Origin of the sequence: Pacificibacter sp., from assembly GCF_039769035.1 — a bacterium.
Classification (GTDB): domain Bacteria; phylum Pseudomonadota; class Alphaproteobacteria; order Rhodobacterales; family Rhodobacteraceae; genus Celeribacter.
Genome location: NZ_JBDMZG010000012.1, coordinates 1 through 17,541, shown reverse-complemented (window position 1 = coordinate 17,541; position 17,541 = coordinate 1). Strand labels below are relative to the sequence as shown.

The 17,541-nt window shown below is 51.4% G+C and carries 13 protein-coding genes; 3 read left to right on the top strand and 10 right to left on the bottom strand.

Annotated features, from left to right (window positions below; translation table 11 throughout):
* The 8 genes from ABF287_RS00925 to ABF287_RS00890 form a co-directional block, all read right to left on the bottom strand.
* On the bottom strand, window positions 1-892 hold an 892-nt coding region (locus ABF287_RS00925; protein ID WP_347183148.1), incomplete at its 3' end, for a TRAP transporter substrate-binding protein.
* Window positions 893-1,505: 613 nt separating this feature from the next.
* Window positions 1,506-2,267 carry a 5-oxoprolinase subunit PxpA gene (locus tag ABF287_RS00920; protein WP_347183147.1) on the bottom strand — a complete coding sequence of 254 codons (762 nt, stop codon included), beginning with the start codon at window positions 2,265-2,267 and terminating at the stop codon, window positions 1,506-1,508.
* Between the two features lie 10 nt (window positions 2,268-2,277).
* Window positions 2,278-3,249: a biotin-dependent carboxyltransferase family protein gene (locus ABF287_RS00915; RefSeq protein WP_347183146.1), complete on the bottom strand. Its 972-nt coding sequence runs from the start codon at window positions 3,247-3,249 to the stop codon at window positions 2,278-2,280.
* A 705-nt stretch (window positions 3,250-3,954) separates the two neighbouring features.
* Window positions 3,955-4,386 carry a universal stress protein gene (locus ABF287_RS00910; protein WP_347183145.1) on the bottom strand — a complete coding sequence of 144 codons (432 nt, stop codon included), beginning with the start codon at window positions 4,384-4,386 and terminating at the stop codon, window positions 3,955-3,957.
* Window positions 4,383-6,992, bottom strand: a complete 2,610-nt coding sequence (locus ABF287_RS00905; RefSeq protein ID WP_347183144.1) for a TRAP transporter permease — start codon at window positions 6,990-6,992, stop codon at window positions 4,383-4,385. The genes ABF287_RS00910 and ABF287_RS00905 overlap by 4 nt, the downstream gene beginning before the upstream one ends.
* 92 nt (window positions 6,993-7,084) lie before the next feature.
* Window positions 7,085-8,053: a TAXI family TRAP transporter solute-binding subunit gene (locus ABF287_RS00900; RefSeq protein WP_347183143.1), complete on the bottom strand. Its 969-nt coding sequence runs from the start codon at window positions 8,051-8,053 to the stop codon at window positions 7,085-7,087.
* 273 nt (window positions 8,054-8,326) lie between these two features.
* Entirely contained in the window at window positions 8,327-9,589 is a 1,263-nt protein-coding gene (locus ABF287_RS00895; protein WP_347183142.1) for an aminotransferase class V-fold PLP-dependent enzyme, read from the bottom strand.
* 220 nt (window positions 9,590-9,809) lie between these two features.
* Complete coding sequence (locus tag ABF287_RS00890) at window positions 9,810-10,718, bottom strand: LysR family transcriptional regulator (RefSeq protein WP_347183141.1); 909 nt, start codon at window positions 10,716-10,718, stop codon at window positions 9,810-9,812.
* A 914-nt stretch (window positions 10,719-11,632) separates the two neighbouring features.
* Here ABF287_RS00890 and ABF287_RS00885 point away from each other — a divergent pair.
* Window positions 11,633-12,970, top strand: a complete 1,338-nt coding sequence (locus ABF287_RS00885; RefSeq protein WP_347183140.1) for a Mob protein — start codon at window positions 11,633-11,635, stop codon at window positions 12,968-12,970.
* Window positions 12,971-13,214: 244 nt separating this feature from the next.
* Window positions 13,215-13,700 carry a hypothetical protein gene (locus tag ABF287_RS00880; protein WP_347183139.1) on the top strand — a complete coding sequence of 162 codons (486 nt, stop codon included), beginning with the start codon at window positions 13,215-13,217 and terminating at the stop codon, window positions 13,698-13,700.
* A gap of 418 nt (window positions 13,701-14,118) precedes the next feature.
* Here the strand turns inward: ABF287_RS00880 and ABF287_RS00875 are convergent, their stop codons facing one another.
* Complete coding sequence (locus tag ABF287_RS00875; protein ID WP_347183138.1) at window positions 14,119-15,021, bottom strand: NmrA family NAD(P)-binding protein; 903 nt, start codon at window positions 15,019-15,021, stop codon at window positions 14,119-14,121.
* 96 nt (window positions 15,022-15,117) lie between these two features.
* Here ABF287_RS00875 and ABF287_RS00870 point away from each other — a divergent pair, with 96 nt between their 5' ends.
* The gene (locus ABF287_RS00870; RefSeq protein WP_347183137.1) at window positions 15,118-15,453 is read left to right on the top strand and encodes a helix-turn-helix domain-containing protein; all 336 of its coding nucleotides are present in this window, start codon (window positions 15,118-15,120) and stop codon (window positions 15,451-15,453) included.
* 358 nt (window positions 15,454-15,811) lie between these two features.
* On the opposite strand, the gene ABF287_RS00865 is transcribed toward ABF287_RS00870, so the two are convergent.
* The coding region (locus ABF287_RS00865; RefSeq protein WP_347183136.1) for a hypothetical protein at window positions 15,812-17,541 on the bottom strand (1,730 nt) is incomplete at its 5' end.

Sequence of the window (17,541 nt, the reverse complement as noted above, 5' to 3'; positions counted from 1 at the left end):
TTGGTGTTGCGCGCTCGACGAGAGCATTGTGAAGATCGTCTGAGACCTCACCCAACGTCATGCCGTTTTCCGCCAGAATGGCTTTCTTCGCAGCATCTTCTGCCCGAGCGGTTTCCCAAAATGTAGGCTGAAGATCCGTTGCGACTTTCTCGATCGCAGCTTGATCTTCTTCACTTAGGCCTGCCCAAGCATCTGCATTCACAGTCATCGCATTCAGGTTCCAAGAATGCGATGTTGGGTAGCCGTGTGACAAGAATTCCCAGAAAGAGCCATCAACCGCAGAAGATGAAGACGTTACAACCCCCTCAATTGCTCCGGATGCAAGAGATGGGATGACCTCGCCCCAAGGCAATTGCACTGATGTCATGCCCGCGGCGCTATATACTTCTGTCGAAGTTTTATCATAGGTACGAACACGAATGTTCGCGAGCGAGTCGATGTCCGTCAGCTCTTGCTTTACCCACACCTGCGGCGCTGGCCAAGGAATTGTGTAGAGAACCTTTTGATTGTGGCTGTCCATGATATCTTCAAGATCATCGCGGAAATAGTCATCGAAGCTTTCAAATGCATCAAAGGACGCGAACATAAACGGCAGACCAGGAAGGCCAAGAAGAGGTTCATCGCCAATTTGCTGTGGCAAAAGAAGGTCACCAATCGGGACCAAACCATCACGCACCGCGCCCAACATCTCTGGGCCTTTGAAGCCCAATGAACCACCGGGGTGAATTGTGATGTCAACGCGGCCGTCTGTGGCAGCTTTGACCTCTTCGGCAAAAACACCTGCGCTTTGCGTGATGAAATTGCCTTCTGGCCATGCCATCGGCAAATCCCAATTATCGGCAAGGGCCGGTGTTGTGGCGAGTGTGAGCGCTGCAATAGTGCGAATGAACATTTCGGAATCCCCAAATTGGCTGAAAAGGTTGTTTGATTGTTCCAACGTTATTCATCGTCAACAAGATAAACAGAGATATAATTTCACCCAATTTCATTCCTTAAGGGAATGATTTAGATTTTCTAGTCACCCAAGATGTCGGCCCCCTTGGGTCACAAGTGAACTTTCTATACGCCTTTTAACACCACGTCTGCAGGAGCATTCTTGCGCCACGTGTTGGCGTCAGGGGCAGGATGCTTACATTATTATATAAATAACAAAACCTTAACGAGACAATAGTGCTCCTCCAAAAGCCAATTAACAATGTCGACGTATACATTTCAATACATCACAGGGCACTTGATAAGATCTTTCTACTGGCTTGAGACGGAGGATGCTTGCCTTCAAAACCCCGTGGCTGGCGTCGAAGATCTGGTCAACTCTTGGTGGAAAACTGAGTTACCGCGAAGCACCCAAACCTGTAAGAAACGGTCGTAATTTTTTCGACAAAGCAACCGCAGGTGATGAAAATATGTGCACAGAAACCGCTATTCTTCGCCGCCGCAACAGGCGCCCCACATTTAAGTCGACCCCCAATGCGCCTAAGTGCGGTTCGTAGGTTCACCACATTAAGTCACACTTTGTAGCCAGCAATCGACAATCCAGCCCTTTCAATGCCGGAACGAATTGCCATTGCAAGTTCCACGCTACCAGGGGTGTCGCTGTGAACGAGCACAGAGTCGAATTCACACGGTACTTCGCGCCCATCCAGCAAAGTCAGTTTTCCACTGGCGAGCGTATTTGCAACACGGTCTTCAACGCTTTTTAGGTCTTTGATCAATGCGCCCTTTGTGCCGCGCGGAGCAAGCCTTCCAGCCTCCACATAGCCGCGGTCCGCCAAAAAAGACCTGATTACCGGAATGTTGGCATCCTCTGCCGCGATTGCCGCTTCTGTGTTTGGAAGGCCCACGAACTGCAATGTGGGATCAAAAGACTTCATCGCTGCGATAAGAGTACGCGCGACGTCGGCATCACCAAATGACAGGTTGCCCAAAGCGCCATGAAAGTTCGCATGAGTGAGTTTTTGTCCCTTGTGCTCTGCAATCGCGCTGAGTGCGCCCAGCTGTGCGATCGTCTCAAGTTCTAGTTCTTTCAATGACATACTTAACGCGCGCCGGCCAAATCCACTTCGATCTGGATACCCCACATGCCCCCCAATCCGAACGTTGTGAGTGGCCGCAAATCCTATCGTACGCTCCATCACCACGGGATCCCCCGCGTGTGCACCGCACGCGATGTTTGCCGATGTGATCAAGGGCATAAGGGTTTCGTCCGGCGCGATTTCGTAGGGGCCAAAACCTTCGCCCAAATCGGAATTTACATCAATCGTTCTCATTATTGTCTCCCTAGGCGATATTGCGTAAGCCATTCATGATCTTTCGTACGCGGTCCGAGTGGGCATTTTGAGTACGCAGCGCGATCTTTGCCTCGTCGATACTACAAGGTGCAAACCGGATTGACTTGCCTATCGGGACTTGTGCGAGCACCGACATGTCAGCCTCGATGACTTTACCAAGTTTCGGATATCCGCCGGCCGTATTTGCGTCTTTCATCTGAACGACGGGCTGCCCTGACGGAGGCAACTGAATTGTACCGGGCAAAATGCCATGCGATAGCATTTCTTTGTGGACTTTTGGGGAAATTTGAACGCCATTTAGACGGTAGCCGACCCGGTTGCTATCGGGACTGATGACCCATTCCTCGTCCAAGAATTTTCTTTGATTGGCCGCGTCAAGGTCTTCCCACTCGCGCGCTGGGATAAACAGCAGCGTAGGGCACGCGGTAAAGTCCCTGAATAGGTCAGGGAACTCACGCGGGCTAAGGCCTTTTGGGCGCATTTCACGGCCTTTGCGCGCTGGTCCAACATCCAAGACATCGCCCGCTTTTAACAAACGCCCAGACAAACCACCAAAGCCCCCCTTAAGGTCGGTAGACTTTGATCCAAGAACAGTCGGCACATCGATACCACCGGCAACACACAGATAACTGCGCATGCCTGACGCGCATGGTCCTACGCTCAACCGCTGTCCTTTATGAAAGGTCTGCGCCCACCATCGATGTATCGGTTTCCCGTCAATCTTTGCTTGGATTGGAGCCCCGCCAATACAGATTTCGATGTCGCGAGTGGCCTCGACTTCAAACCCGCCAAACGTAAACTCAAGGGCGGCTGCGGTATCTGGGTTGCCAACGGCCGCATTGCCGACCTTCAACGCCAAGGCATCCATCGCGCCACAGCGCCCGACCCCATCCGATAGATAACCAACCCGCCCAGCGTCTTGAACACTTGCGTAAAAGCCGGGCTTCAATATCCTGATCATGCCGCACCCTCTCGTGCAACGAACCGGACCCGATCCCGTGCGGACAACAGCGAGGGCTGCTTCCGGTTCTCATCAAAAAGCTCAATCTCGGTGTGACCTAATATATGCCATCCAGATGGTGACGTCCGAGAAATAATGCCTGTTTGTCCACCTCCGATCGCAACACTCCCCGCTTCGACGCGAACTCTGGGAGATGCGCGGCGGAGGCAGTGAAGTCGTTCATCCAATCCACCCAAATAGGGAAACCCTGGCTGGCTTCCGAGTGCGAAGACAATGTATTCTGTGGCAGTGTGTATGCGCACGACTTCTGCAGGGGTGAGCCCTTCAGCATGGGCCAAATCAGCGAGATCCTCGCCATTGTAAAGAACCGGTATTTCCACGACTGTGTCTGACGGTTCTAACGGTGTAAGAGTTTCCCACAGCCGAAAAACGTGATCACACACAGCATCATCCGTCGCATCGGGCCCAAGACAGAGCAGCAGACTGTGTACGCCAAGGACACAGGCCTGGACCATTTCGAGATCATGGCAGTGTTGCTCCAAGGCCCAAAATCTTGCCTGCGTCTCTCGCATGAGCGGGCCATCACACTGGAACAACACCGCCTCTTCACCTAGATGAGACACATGGAGCGCAGGTTTTGTCATTTGGTTCTCTCTTGATTGGCATAGCGTGGGCCGGTTCGGCCGATCATCATCTTATTTCGGATTACCGGACCACATAAACAGAACAGTGTGCATGGCGCACAATACGAGCCGCGTTCGGTCCAAGCATGTAGTGAGACCTATCTGCTTTGTGGCTTCCAACCACGATCATAGATGGCCGTGTTTGATCCGCCAGACTAAGCACCTCTTCATAGGCGCGACCTGTGGCAACGACGTGGCGCAGTTTTGCATTTGCCTCGGCACCCAAGGCCTCGCACGCCAGTGTATTCAGCAGGTTCTTTGCCTCTTCCAACATATGATCGTGGTGATCCTTGCTGAAGAAACTGCCGACACTGCTCATACCAAAATCAGGGATCACCGCGATGACATCAAGTTGTTTGTTCCGCAAAGTCGCCATCTCTTGGGCTGCTTTGATGGTTTGGATGTCATCATTTCCGTTGCTGACGTCGACTGCGCAAAGAATGGGACCGGTCATGAGGGAACTCCTTCTCGCGACATGCGCGCGCGTTGCAAGAATGCGATTAAAGCCAAGAACGCCAATGCCGGCAGGAAGACGATTTCTTTTGCCATTTGATCAGCGGGCGCTTGGACGGATGCGATTTTGACGGGCGCATCGCCGTAGAAATCAAAGCCATTAAGGGTGCTGCTGAACGCAGAGCCAAAGGATGGCTCGTCCATATTCACAGCATCACCGTCTTTGAGAAGCAAGAGACCAAACTCTGCGAGACGATTATCGCTAGACCCTTCGGTGTCAATCGGCAGAACCAATGTTGTCTGTTTGGTCTCACCCGTATCGTAGTCCGGACCAGATACGACGAGACGCAGCTCTTCGCCAACAGCAGCATCACCAAGCGCTTGGGTGAAAGCGGCCGGTTCGATTGCTTCGAAAGGTGGCTGAATACGGTTCATCACAAAGTCAGGGCGGAACAAGACGAATGCGACCAGCACGAGTGCGACGCTTTCATAAATGCGGCTCTTGGTGAGGAACCATCCCATTGTACCGGCAGTAAACACAAGGATGGCAATGGACGCCGTGACGAAGACCACAATGCCCTGCCACCACGTGACATCAATAAGCAGCAAGTCAGTGTTAAAGATAAAGACAAACGGCAATGACACGGTGCGCAAGCTGTAGAAAAAGGCGACAAAACCGGTTTTGATCGCGTCACCGCCAGAAACAGCAGCAGCGGCGAAACTGGCAAGGCCCACAGGCGGCGTCACGTCGGCCATGATACCGAAGTAGAACACAAACAAGTGGACCGCGATGAGAGGCACAATGAGACCAGACTGGGCCCCAAGCTCTACCACGACGCCAGCCATCAAAGATGACACCACGATGTAGTTCGCCGTCGTAGGAAGACCCATGCCCAGGATGAGGGACAGAAGTCCAACCATCACCAGCATCAAAATCAAGTTGCCTCCAGACAGAAACTCAACCAAATCGGCCATCACTTGACCAACACCCGTAAGAGTGACCGTGCCCACAATCACGCCAGCCGTCGCAGTGGCAAGGCCGATGCCGATCATATTGCGCGCCCCATCAATGAGACCTTGCGTCAGATCCACTACGCCTTCTTTAAAGGCATTGGCCGTGTCATTTTCACCGCGGAAAATTGCCTTGAGGGGACGCTGAGTGAGCAAGATTACAAACAAAAGCATGGTCGCCCAGAACGCAGACAAGCCCGGGGATTTTTGCTCAATCATCAAAAAATAGACCAGTACGATGATTGGCAAAAGGTAGTAAAGACCGGCTTTATAGATCTCGGCCACAACCGGTAGTTCAACGGTCTTCGCATGGGGATCATCCGCCTCCAAGTCAGAGACACCGGACGCAAGATACAAAAGCCCAACATAGGCTGCGAAAATCAACAGGGACATGACAGGTGCAGACATTGATGGCACCAAAGATGTCACCAATTTCACGGGATATTGCACACCATAGCAAAGCGCCGCAAAGCCAGCGAAGAATGCGGCCATACCGCCAATGGTTTTGCCCATGGACACCACGCGATTGCCAAGGGTTGGCATGTTGTTTTTCACCGCTTCGAGGTGAACGATGTATACGAGTGCGATGTAAGAAATCGCCGCTGGCAAGAACGCATGAGTGATCACTTCAACATAGGAAATGCCCACGTATTCCACCATCAAGAACGCCGCGGCGCCCATCACCGGCGGCATGATTTGACCGTTTACAGAAGACGCCACCTCAACTGCGCCTGCTTTTTCGGATGAGAAGCCAACACGTTTCATAAGTGGGATCGTGAACGTGCCAGTGGTCACGACATTCGCAATGGAAGAGCCAGAAATGAGACCCGTTGCAGCAGAACCAACAACAGCCGCCTTTGCTGGGCCGCCGCGCAAATGACCAAGCGCGCCGAATGCCATCTTGATGAAATAATTGCCGGCCCCCGCTTTGTCGAGAAGCGCACCGAACAACACAAACAGGAACACGAATTTCGTAGAAACCCCGAGCGCGATGCCAAAGACACCTTCGGAGGTGATCCACATGTGGCTCATAGCTTTCTTAAGAGAGGCCCCTTTCCAACGGATCACATCGGGGATGATTTCTGACGATCCAAAGAACACATAGGCAAGGAAAACAGTCGCGATGATGGCCATAGCAGGGCCGAGCGCGCGCCGCGCCCCTTCGAACAAGATAAGCAAACCCGCCAGCGCGAACCATTTATCGACGTCATCTGCAAGGCCACCTGCCGCTACAACTTTTTGGTAGAAAAAGAAACCATACAGGGCGATGAACGCGCCGAAAAGGCCCAAGAACCAGTCGGCTATTGGAATGTAATTGCGAGGGCTGGCTTTGAAGGCGGGATAGGCCATAAAGGCAAGAAACACCGCAAAGGCCAAGTGAACTTGGCGTGAGTTGTTGATGATATCACCAGGCAGAATGTAATTTGCGAGCGGCGAAGCAAGCAAAACCTGAAAGAGTGACCACACAACCGCGACGATCGAGATAAAGATGCCCACAGACCCCGCTGGGTTGCGCGCCCCCGCATCAGACGATGCGACAAGCTCTTGCAGCTCCTCTTCGGTTAATGGTCGGTTTTCCGTCGATTTATCTACCATGGCTGTCTCTCTTACCTCGCGAATTTTTCCGCGCTATCAAAACAAAAACGAAGGGGCACCGAAGTGCCCCTCCTAGAAACGTAAGGTTTGAGTTAGTCAATCAGACCGGCTTCTTTGTAGTACTTCTCGGCGCCAGCGTGCAGCGGCGCAGATAGGCCAGCGGTTGCCATTGCCTTTGGATCAAGATTGGCAAAAGCAGGGTGCAACTTGCGGAAGTCTTCGATGTTTTCAAAGACGGCTTTCACAATCGTATAAACCGCCTCTTCTGATACGTCCGTGGAAGAAACGAATGTCGCACCAACGCCGAATGTCGACACGTCTGCGTCACTGCCGCGATACATGCCACCCGGAATTGTAGCCGTACGGTAGAACGGATTGTCCGCAATCAGGCCGTCAACCTCTGCACCATCAACGGTTACAAGAACGGAATCACATGCGGTTGTTGCTTCTTGGATCGTGCCAGAAGGGTGGCCAACGGTTACAACCATCGCATCGATTTGGTTGTCACAAAGGGCTGCGGATTGCTCGGCGACTTTCATTTCAGTTGCCAAAGCGAACGCGTCTTGACCCCAACCTTTGGCTGCCATCAAGGTTTCCATCGTGCCGCGCTGGCCAGAGCCTGGGTTGCCGATGTTTACACGCTTGCCTTTTAGGTCATCAAAGTTGGTGATACCTGCATCTGCACGGGCAACAACGGTGAATGGCTCTGGATGCACAGAAAAGACTGCGCGAAGGCCTTCGAACGCACCGGCCTCTTCAAAGCGCGACGTGCCGTGAAACGCGTGGTGTTGCCAATCGGATTGCGCCACACCGAACTCCAATTCGCCTTCGCGGATCGTGTTGATGTTGTAGACGGAACCACCCGTTGACTCGACTGAGCAACGAATGCCGTGCTCTTTGCGATCTTTGTTTACAAGACGACAGATCGCGCCACCAGTAGGATAGTAAACGCCTGTGACACCACCAGTACCGATTGTGATGAATTCCTCTGCGAACGCAGCTGGCGCTAGAAATGTTGTAAGCGCCACCGCTGTAATTGAAGATTTTAGTTTGGATTGCATCCCTGAACTCCCGGTTCTGTTAAATTATAATTATCTGGTCTGTGCCAGATATCTGGGCGAACCTCGTTGCGTCATATTTTTCTGAGGCAACAAAACCAACCATCGTCAATTTACCACTAGGCTGCCCCAATTGATTAACGAGATTTTGGACTTTCGATACATTCCATAAGGGACTTGATCGGACGTGAATTCATTCCGAACTGGGCGCAGCGAGGAATGATACACGGGAAGACGCGCGATCGAAACGGGCCAACCGCACCTCTGGCGCTATGCTCACCCCGCCGCTTCGCAAATATGTTGTATAACGGCCAGTGCCTGGGCGACTTCTTGGATCGTATTGTAGTGGCACATTGATAGACGAACACAATCCGGCAGATCCAAGGGATAAAGAATATTGCCGCTATAGTGATCCGCCTTTCGCATATGGGTGCGAACCCGCTCTTTGTTCAATGTCGCAACAACATCCGCCGACGCAACACCATCAATGACAAAGGACACAGTTCCCTCTCGATGCTGATTGTCCGCACCCCCAAGGATCGTTATCCGGTCCATATCTCGAAGCCCCATGAGGTTCCCAGTCCCGTTGATCAGGGAATCTGTCAAAGTCATCTCATAACTTTTGATCGCGGCCCCAGCCGCCTCTAGGCGTTTCCGTGGCGCAACCTCGTCCGACACGTTGCCGCCGAGCCAATCAAAATATGCAATAACGTCAGAAATCGCAGCAAAAGCACCCGTATCGCGCGTGCCCAATTCCCAGTTGCGGATCGGCCCGCCGATCAATGCCTCATGGGAAAATGACGTCAGTTTGTCTGAAATCCACGCAACCCCATATCCATGGCGCGAGAACATTTTGTACGGAGAAATAGCATAACCATCAATGTCATATGCCGCCAAATCGACTTGTCCATGCGCCGCATGCTGGATACCATCCACAATGATAACACAGTCGGGCGACACGGCACGGATGGCCGCCGCAATCGCGGCAACATCGACACCGATCCCTGTAACGGGGGAGGCATGTAAAATCGTTGCGACCGCAACGTCTGGGGTCATCTGCGCGGCGTAATGTGAAGCGGTTACCGTGCCTTCGACATCGTCGTGCGCGACGCTCACATATTCCATACCCGTGACGCCGGCCCAATGCTGTGCAGCGCTCCGGCTAGATGGATGCTCAAGCGAACTTCCAATAACCTTTGCACCCTTTGGCGCATTCAGACATGCCACCTTGATCATCCGAAACAAGAGCTCGGTCCCGGTCTCGCCAAGAATAAACTGACCAGAGTGGGAATTCATGAACACAGCCAAGTCGGTACGTGCCTTTTCAATCGTAGCCTCCAGCGCTTTGGCAGCTGGGTTGTCGCGACCTTGATTATCGGGGATACCCGCGTATTTCGCCGACGTCTCGATCACAGACTTCAAGGTCAGGGCCCCACCACCGTTCTCAAAATACACCCGCGGCCCTTCGATCGGGCACGCCTCGACATTTGCGAAGCGATCACGAATTTCATGGATAAGAGATTGGTTATCTTGGATCATGGTGTATTCCGTATAGAGATATAGGGCCAGACGATCGGCCGCCGCAGACACAGGTCAGCAGCCAGATTTAACGAACACGTCTCTTGTGAGAGCCGGCACGTTTTCCCGTACGAATATCTCTGATCCAGAGAGATACTTAAAACGACTAATAATCAGGAAGGCATATCGAAAAAAGGAATGCATCATCAGGGTACCCCCACACAGCGTTACCTAGGGGACCTCAAATCTGATGACTGCGCCCAAAATCGCAATGCAGTTTGGCCAGTTCTGCTACTTCTTGAATAAATGCGTTGGGACGGTCGCTTCTGTACATCGCCACATAGGGAATTGGGGGAAGAGGATCCTCGGTGGCGATGACTTCCAATTTGCCCGACGTCTCAAGATCTTGGCAATATTCGTAAGGCAAATATGCCACGCCAAGGCCTGCAACGGTCAAGCCAAGCAACGCTGTCATTGAATCACATACAAGCGTTTCATCAAACACGACGCCTCGATCCTTTAGCCACTTGTTCAAAAACAACCCAGAGCCCGATGCGTGACCTTGGACAAACACCGGAAAACGCGCCAAGTCTCTGTGCCTGATGGGTTTGTCGACATCAATCAGCCCCGTTTTGGCCATCCAATGGTTCTGAACTGTTGCAAGCGGCTTAGACGTGAATTCCGGAAGCACGAAGGTTTCCGGTATAAGAATCAGATCAAGCTGGCTTTGCTCTAGATCATGAAACAACGCTTTGGCCATATCGACTTTTGGCGAGATATGTACGTTCTCAAATTTGTCTTTTATTGCAGAAATCAACTGGGGAAACCACGTGATGGCCGTCAACTCTGTCACACCAATTCGAAGGGTTCTTGGCCGGTTTACGACATCCTGTTGAATGTCCGAAATTTGATCGTGCAATCGAAGAATTTGCCGTGCCACATCAAAAAGCTCTTCGCCGCGCGCCGTCAATTGCGCCCCGCGCAGCCGCCGGTCAAAGACTTCTATCTGTGACCCACGCTCAAGTTCCTGAACGCGCTTTGAGATCGCGGATTGGGTTGTATAGAGCTTTGCCGCGGCGCGTTCAAACGTACCCAATTCTGCGATCCAGTACAAAGCTTCGAGCTGTTTCAAAGTGATGTTTACATTCATTGATCTTCTTTCCAGCCAAGCAAGCCCATTCCAAAAAACTATCAATAAAACTGAACACCACCTCCAAAAGGAATGCAATCCCTCCCTGCATCCAACTATCTAACCGTCGCCCTCGCTCATCACAGCGTCAAACAAGCTCCTGTCCCGATCAACGCATTGCTCAGACATCAGGCCTCATCTCGCCCTAGGAATGCGCCCTTAAGTGCCAGAAGCCTTATTCGAAAAATCAAAAACGAGCAGTACTGAAATTGGGGGCTAGACACCGAAATTCAGGTTCTTTCATATTTTCCAAACCAGATATGGGTGGGAATCTAGGGGGGTATTACTCCTAGATTCACACCATTAAACGAACGCAATATTCGGCAGACTGGTGCGTAGCCAAAGTTCGCTGCAGAGGGTCGGAATGTCCAAGTGTGGCCTATTTGCGATGATCTTACTTGGAGCGTTGCGCCGCTCCACCACGCAAAGGTTGTGACATAGGTTAGGGACACCCCACACCCCGATCAATGACAAATGAGCCATGGAAAACGGGCAAATAAAAAGCAGCTGCAACAAAAGAAGAGCTCTGAGGTTTCCACCAGATTTATTGGAAGGCAGACTCAAAAAGTTGTACAGATTGGCGTCACCCGAAATTTAGTTAAACGATCATCAGGAATTGTTTAACGATCAAGCAAGGGGCCTTGGCCCCGCGCAGTTGTTTTGCTTGCAAAACGACGGAGCGCCCCCACGGCGTAAGTGGCAGACAGGTAGCTCCCAAAGCTACCTAAAGTCTGTCTCTATGGGTAGGAAACCGCCCCCCATCTTATCGGTTATCCACAGCTTTCAGCACGCCAATCACCCAATGCACGAAATCCAGTTTTGAACTTTCATGAACCTCACCGAGCCTTTCTGAAACGCAACAGAAAGGAACTGTGATGGCCTATCAATTCATCCATATCGAGACATACTCAAGAGCCCAGACAAAGGTTAAAGGGACAGACAACCATTTCAATTCCGCCGCTCAGGTATTCGGGGAGGCAAGACGCGTGCCCAGATATTCTGGTCATGTCGAACAGGTTGGAAAGGTTTATCGGCTTGGAGGAACACATTCAGTCTCCCAACTAGAAGCAAGACACACAGCCCTTCTGAAAGACCTCAAGGAAAGGGTCACCCGCAAAGATGGCAGCACTTATGAGCGTAAGCTTCGAAAGGATGCGGCGACGCTCTATACGGAAATCCATTCGCACCCCCTGCCCACCTCCACGTTTTTGGCGGACAAGAAAACCCATGGCCCCGAGATTCAGAAATGGATCAAGCTGGCGCTCGAGGACTTTCAGGCTCGCATGCCAGTGGGCATCGAATGGACCGCGGTCATGCATGTCGATGAAAGCCATGTGCATTTCCATATCCTTGCGATCAATCCAAAGGATCCGAAGCTGGACGCAAACAAGCTCCACGCGGGGAAAGCAGCGGCAGCAAAGCTCCGCAAGGCTTTGGATACCCCGACTGCGGTCACAGCATTGCCAAAGCCTGAACTACAGAAGCGCCCGAGGAAGCCCAAGCAACCACGCCCCTCAAAGAACCGCGAAACGCAGCGCAAGAATAAGATCAAACGAGAGGCGCAGCTGGCAAATTGGGAAAGGGAATGCCGGGATGTTGAAGCCCATAATGCTGCGTTGCTGGCGGACTGGAATACGGCAAACGCTGCGCACCTCATATCAGCTCGCAAGCAACGCGGCGCCATCCCGGAAAAGGTTGCCTACACGACTGCAATGAAAGCGCTGCAAGATCGGTATTATGAACAGGTGGGAAAACCCTGTGGCCTTTTACGGGACGGCCCCAGAGCCGAGCGCCTGAGCGCGGTTGAATATGGGGCACGACAGAAAAACGCTCAAAGGTTGGCTGCCGATATTGAGACTCTTGAAAAAGATCGCGAACGCGTCGATCATGAAATCAATATGGTCGAAGATATCAAAGCACGTCACGCTGATAACCTTGCGGACTTTTCCAAAAAGCAGGCAGAATTCGACGACTGTCTAGACGCCTTGGAAACGCTCATCGCTCAATTAGAAACCGGTGAGGCCACGGTTTCGGATGGCGCAATCCAAATGCAAAAACCGCCCCGTTTTCTGAAGCATCTATTTCAGAAGAAGCCCGGCGAAAGCAGAACGGTTGGTCTATTCAGACGACTTTTTAAACTAATTGTCCGGGGAGTTGATAGCGGGCGCAACGTGGTCGACACCACCCTGGAGCCCAACGAGCCTGAACTTTAGGAGATACACGAACGGCCCAAACCGGACTTTCGCTCCTCGGTCAAGATGCTGCGGTCGCAATCTACATAGTGGACATTGGAACAGTTGCGCAGCATTTTTACCTGTTCGATGTCGGCAATGCGGGACTTAGCTGCATTTTTGGCTCCCAAGGTATATGTCGGCTTTCTGACAAACTAGGCCTTGCAAAGCCCTATAGGACTTTTAACTTAGGCTCTAAGTTGCAACCAAGAAACAAGAGGTCCCTATGGAGTTTATGGATTGGGCATGGCAACGTCATCACAATGAGTGGAGTTGGTACATAAGGCCGCTCATTTTGATCGCCTTTTGTATGGCAGCTTGGCACCGACGATTGGTTTTGACCGTCGTAGTCGCGATTTTCTTCCCGCTAAGCGCCGTTGTCTTTCCTGCACCGTCGATTCCAAAGGACTTCGTTGTTGAATTCCTCGCGGCTGAACGTGACATGCTTGAAACAATGACGAGCTTTCAGATTTTGCTTTTTTCCGTTTTGGTCGTTGTGTTCTTGGCGGCGCTTGCAGCCGCATTTTGGCGCAGGAGCCTGATTTGGGGTCTAGTGGTTGCAAACCTTGGCGGCGTCATTAAGCTGGTTTTTGGTTTCGTAGTATGGGGCGAAACGGGATCGACTGCCGTTCTTCCGACACTTGTAACCGCCCTAATTTTCAATGCAGCTATTGGCTATTTTTTGTGGAAGCGCCAGGGTCCCGTTGAATAGTGACTAAGCACTTGAGAACAGACCTTCGAGCAAGTCGCAGCATCCGTTATTTCGGGCTCGAAGCAGACATTCGCTGCATTTTCTCCCTTATTTCGATCTCACCTGTCCAAATAGCAAGGTCTGCAATAGCGGACAAAGCAGCCGTTGCTTTGTTTGCGATTAATGTCTGTTTCTCTAATTGGAGGATTGGGTCACGCTCGTTTCCCTTCAGTTTGGTCTATGAGACCGTTTCTCTGGGTCTGGCTTCTCTTCGAAGTCTGGTTGGGCGCTCGAAGTGCGCCACGGCATGCATGTGGCGGAAGAACAAAGGGGCGGCGGGTCTTTTTCAAATCTGATAGTCCAGCAGGAAACTACCGCCCTCATTGATCTCATGAACCGGTCTTTTTGAACCGATATCAGACAAGAGCTGAGAGCGAGCCTAACGCTCCTCCGATGCAACCATGGCACTGATCACAGCGTTGAGGGATACGACCCCGGTCCTGCGGTCGAAAGCATTCTCTTCAACAAAACTGATATGCCCTGAATTGAGGCCCTTTGTCATCTCTGTAAACCCTTTCAACGCGGCAGTTGAAAAGCCTGCGCCAGATAAGGCCTGTGGCCAAGATGAAATTGGGACTCCAGCTGGAACGACCAATTTTGAGAGCGCACGAGATACACAATCCGCAACATCCATGGGCGAATACTGCGCCGGACCTTCCAGCTCAAGTATCCTTACATTGCTCCAGTCTTCGCTCAACGCTTCCGCAGCAATACGCCCAATGTCTTCAGTTGCGATCATCGGGATTTTTCGGTCAAGAGGGGCAAGAAAGCTTGAGAGTTCACCATGCCTTGCAGCGTGAACCATGGGCCCCCAATTTTCCATAAAGTACGCCGCGCGAAGAAAACTCACAGGTATGCCGGTTCGGCCCAGATACGCCTCAAGCCTGCGGTTCATAGCGATCCATCCGGTCCCATTTCGTTTGTCAGCACCTATCGATGACAGGGCTACAACCTTCTGTAACTGAGAGTTGGCAACAGCTTCCTCGATGTTGCGGGCCATTGCGTCCGCTTGCTCAAACAGGGCATCCGATGAGTATTGGGGAGGACTGACAATATACGCTCCATAGCCGCCAGAAAATGCACGACTTAAGGCCTCCACATCGTTGAAATTCGCACAAGCCAACTCTGCGCCCCGTTCACACCAAATCGCTCCTTTAGTCGCATCTCTTACGACAACCCGCACGCGCTTTCCTGCCTTTAACAATGCGTCAGCTGCAGCCGCGCCAGTACGCCCGCTCACGCCAGTCACAATAAATAATTCGTCTCTAAGATTCGTTGTCATTCTTTTCTCCTATTCACAATCGAGAACAGAAGGTAAATCTAAGTCATTGGCAAGTATGCACAATTTTGGTAGGAACTTACAAAAAGGATACCATGGATGGCACGTATATATAACGATTTAGAATGTGCGTATGGCTGCCCCGTCGAAGCGGCACTAGATATGATTGGCGGCAAGTGGAAAGGCGTTATTCTTTTTCATCTGCTGCACGGTACCAAGAGGTTTAGTGAGCTACAGCGTGAAATGGGTACGGTCACTCAGCGAATTTTAACGAAACAATTGCGCGAACTTGAAGAGTCAGGCTTGGTAAGTCGCAAGGTCTACCCTGTTGTGCCCCCAAAGGTGGAGTACAGTCTTACCTCCAAAGGGTTAACCTTGGAGCCAATTCTAGAAGCCCTAAGACGTTGGGGGTTAGAACATATTCGAACGAACTGAAGGGGCCGTTACTTGAAGTCGATTTGTGCACTTAAGTGGAAATAGCGCATGTGAAAGAGAGCAATGACTATTCGTCGTTCGAACTTGGTGCATAGTTCAGGGCCTCCTATAACCTGACATACATCAGAGCTGCAGCAAAAGTCGCTTTGGGCTCTAAGCTGACGCTTGCTGCATTTGTATCAGAGCACAAACATATTTTCATCCTGAACGTCCGCTTTCCGCCCAGCGTCGACGACCTCTTCCGGCCCATTCCTGCCGTTCGTCCAGCCTCAACAATGCTGCGGGAGCAGCCCGCATTGCAGACATTCGTCTCGAGATTGAAATCTAACGCCGCGGAAACGCGGGCGAGCTGCGTCACTTAAAACTTCTGCGCCTTAAACAAAGTGCTTGCCTTTCCGAGTTTCGGCCAGAGTTCAGGACGTAAATCGAGCAAGTCCTCTAGGCAGGCATCCAAGTAAGCGCTTTGTTGCTTGGACAGCCTACCAAATGACAATAACTCAATCATTTCACAGAGCTTTTGATCTCGTTTTTCGTCCGGGAACGCGGCGGAAAGTACTACAGGCAATGAAAACAACGTTTCGATTTCAAGGCACTCCGGCTTTCGTTGAACGACACGACTAAACAAACTCCATACTTCCTGTGCAAGTTGTTCATTTCTGAAAACGGCCGCAATGCGTGCCAAACCATCAACGAAGGCACCTACCGAAAAATCGTCACCTTCATCGATTTTGAGGTGAAGCCTTCTGAGTGCAGCCACGGACAACGATATGATCTCAGCCGGAAGCTTGAAAACTGCCCCCCCATTCACAAGACCGTTGAAACCACCTAGGCTTGGTGGATCTTTCTTGAGCTCCGTTTCGATTAGGCACTTCCAATCATCTGGCAAATTTGCGGGTTGCTCTGTACCGCCTTCGAGTGGGCCGGGTAAGAATGAGTAAGGGAACTTTAGTCTATCCGAGATTCTTTTTTCTGATCCTTCTCGTATAAACTCCTCAAGCGGTGTTCCCTGAAACGCTCCCTCTTTGCGAATAAGCACGTTGTTAACTCGGCAGATAAACTCTGCTTTAAGCTGATTTGGCATCGCGAATTCGGGCATCCAACGAGCTTCGGAATGGGCGTCTAGATGTCCAATGACAAAAGCCCGTCGAGCAACGCGTTGGGCGAGGTCTAAGGCGGCAGTATTGGCATCAACACCTTCTGAAATAAGGATCTCTTCCAAAAACGATGCGTGAGAAAACTCAACCAACCGCCTCACAAAAACAGGCATGTCATCAAAAACTGAGGACAGGCTCAACCTTCCACTCACGAAAAAAAACAAATTACTGAGTAGTTCAAAACGCCCTGCTTCCGGCTCTGCCAACATAAAATCAATAATGTTGGAAACTCTGTCGAGCAGCATTGGATCAGGCTTTGATTGCACCAATACGGCCTCAACAAAACCTAGCTTCGAAAACAACGACCCTGCATTCTCCACATGCTCGGCCAGCATTAACCAGTCGTCTGGGGTCATGCTCTCGTGGTCAATTAAGGCGGCAACAGAGCTGTGAATGCAACACCTTAGGACGCCAGTGCAAAATCGAGCGCCATAGTCTCCCTGGCCTTCAATAACCCACTGATTAACTACACACTCGACAAAATCGGAGAGCGAAGGAGTTTCCTTCGAAACCGGGTAGGCATCATACCAAAACTCCGGTTCCACCGGCACAAGTGTCTGTAGATTGCTGCTCCCATTGTAGATTTCGCGACGGATTTTTGCGCTAACGTTTACCGGTGACTTCTCAATGTCTTGTTCCAACGCAATAATTTCTGCGCAACTTAAACGACGGGCAGCAAGTTTCGCGAACCAATACTTCGCGCGGCCACTCAAAAGCAGAGCTTGGGAAGCAACCGATTCAAAGCGCTTTAGTCGATCTTCAGCCGCCTCCATGGCAGGCCAATAGTCGCCAACGCTGATTTTGTTGCCATCAGCGCATAAAACGAATGCTCCATGCCTCTGATCCACTTCACTAACAGTCCAAACCGCTTCGTTTTCCGCTTCGGCTATCTTAACACCTTCAGCCCCCTCGTATGCTTTTACAGCACATTCGT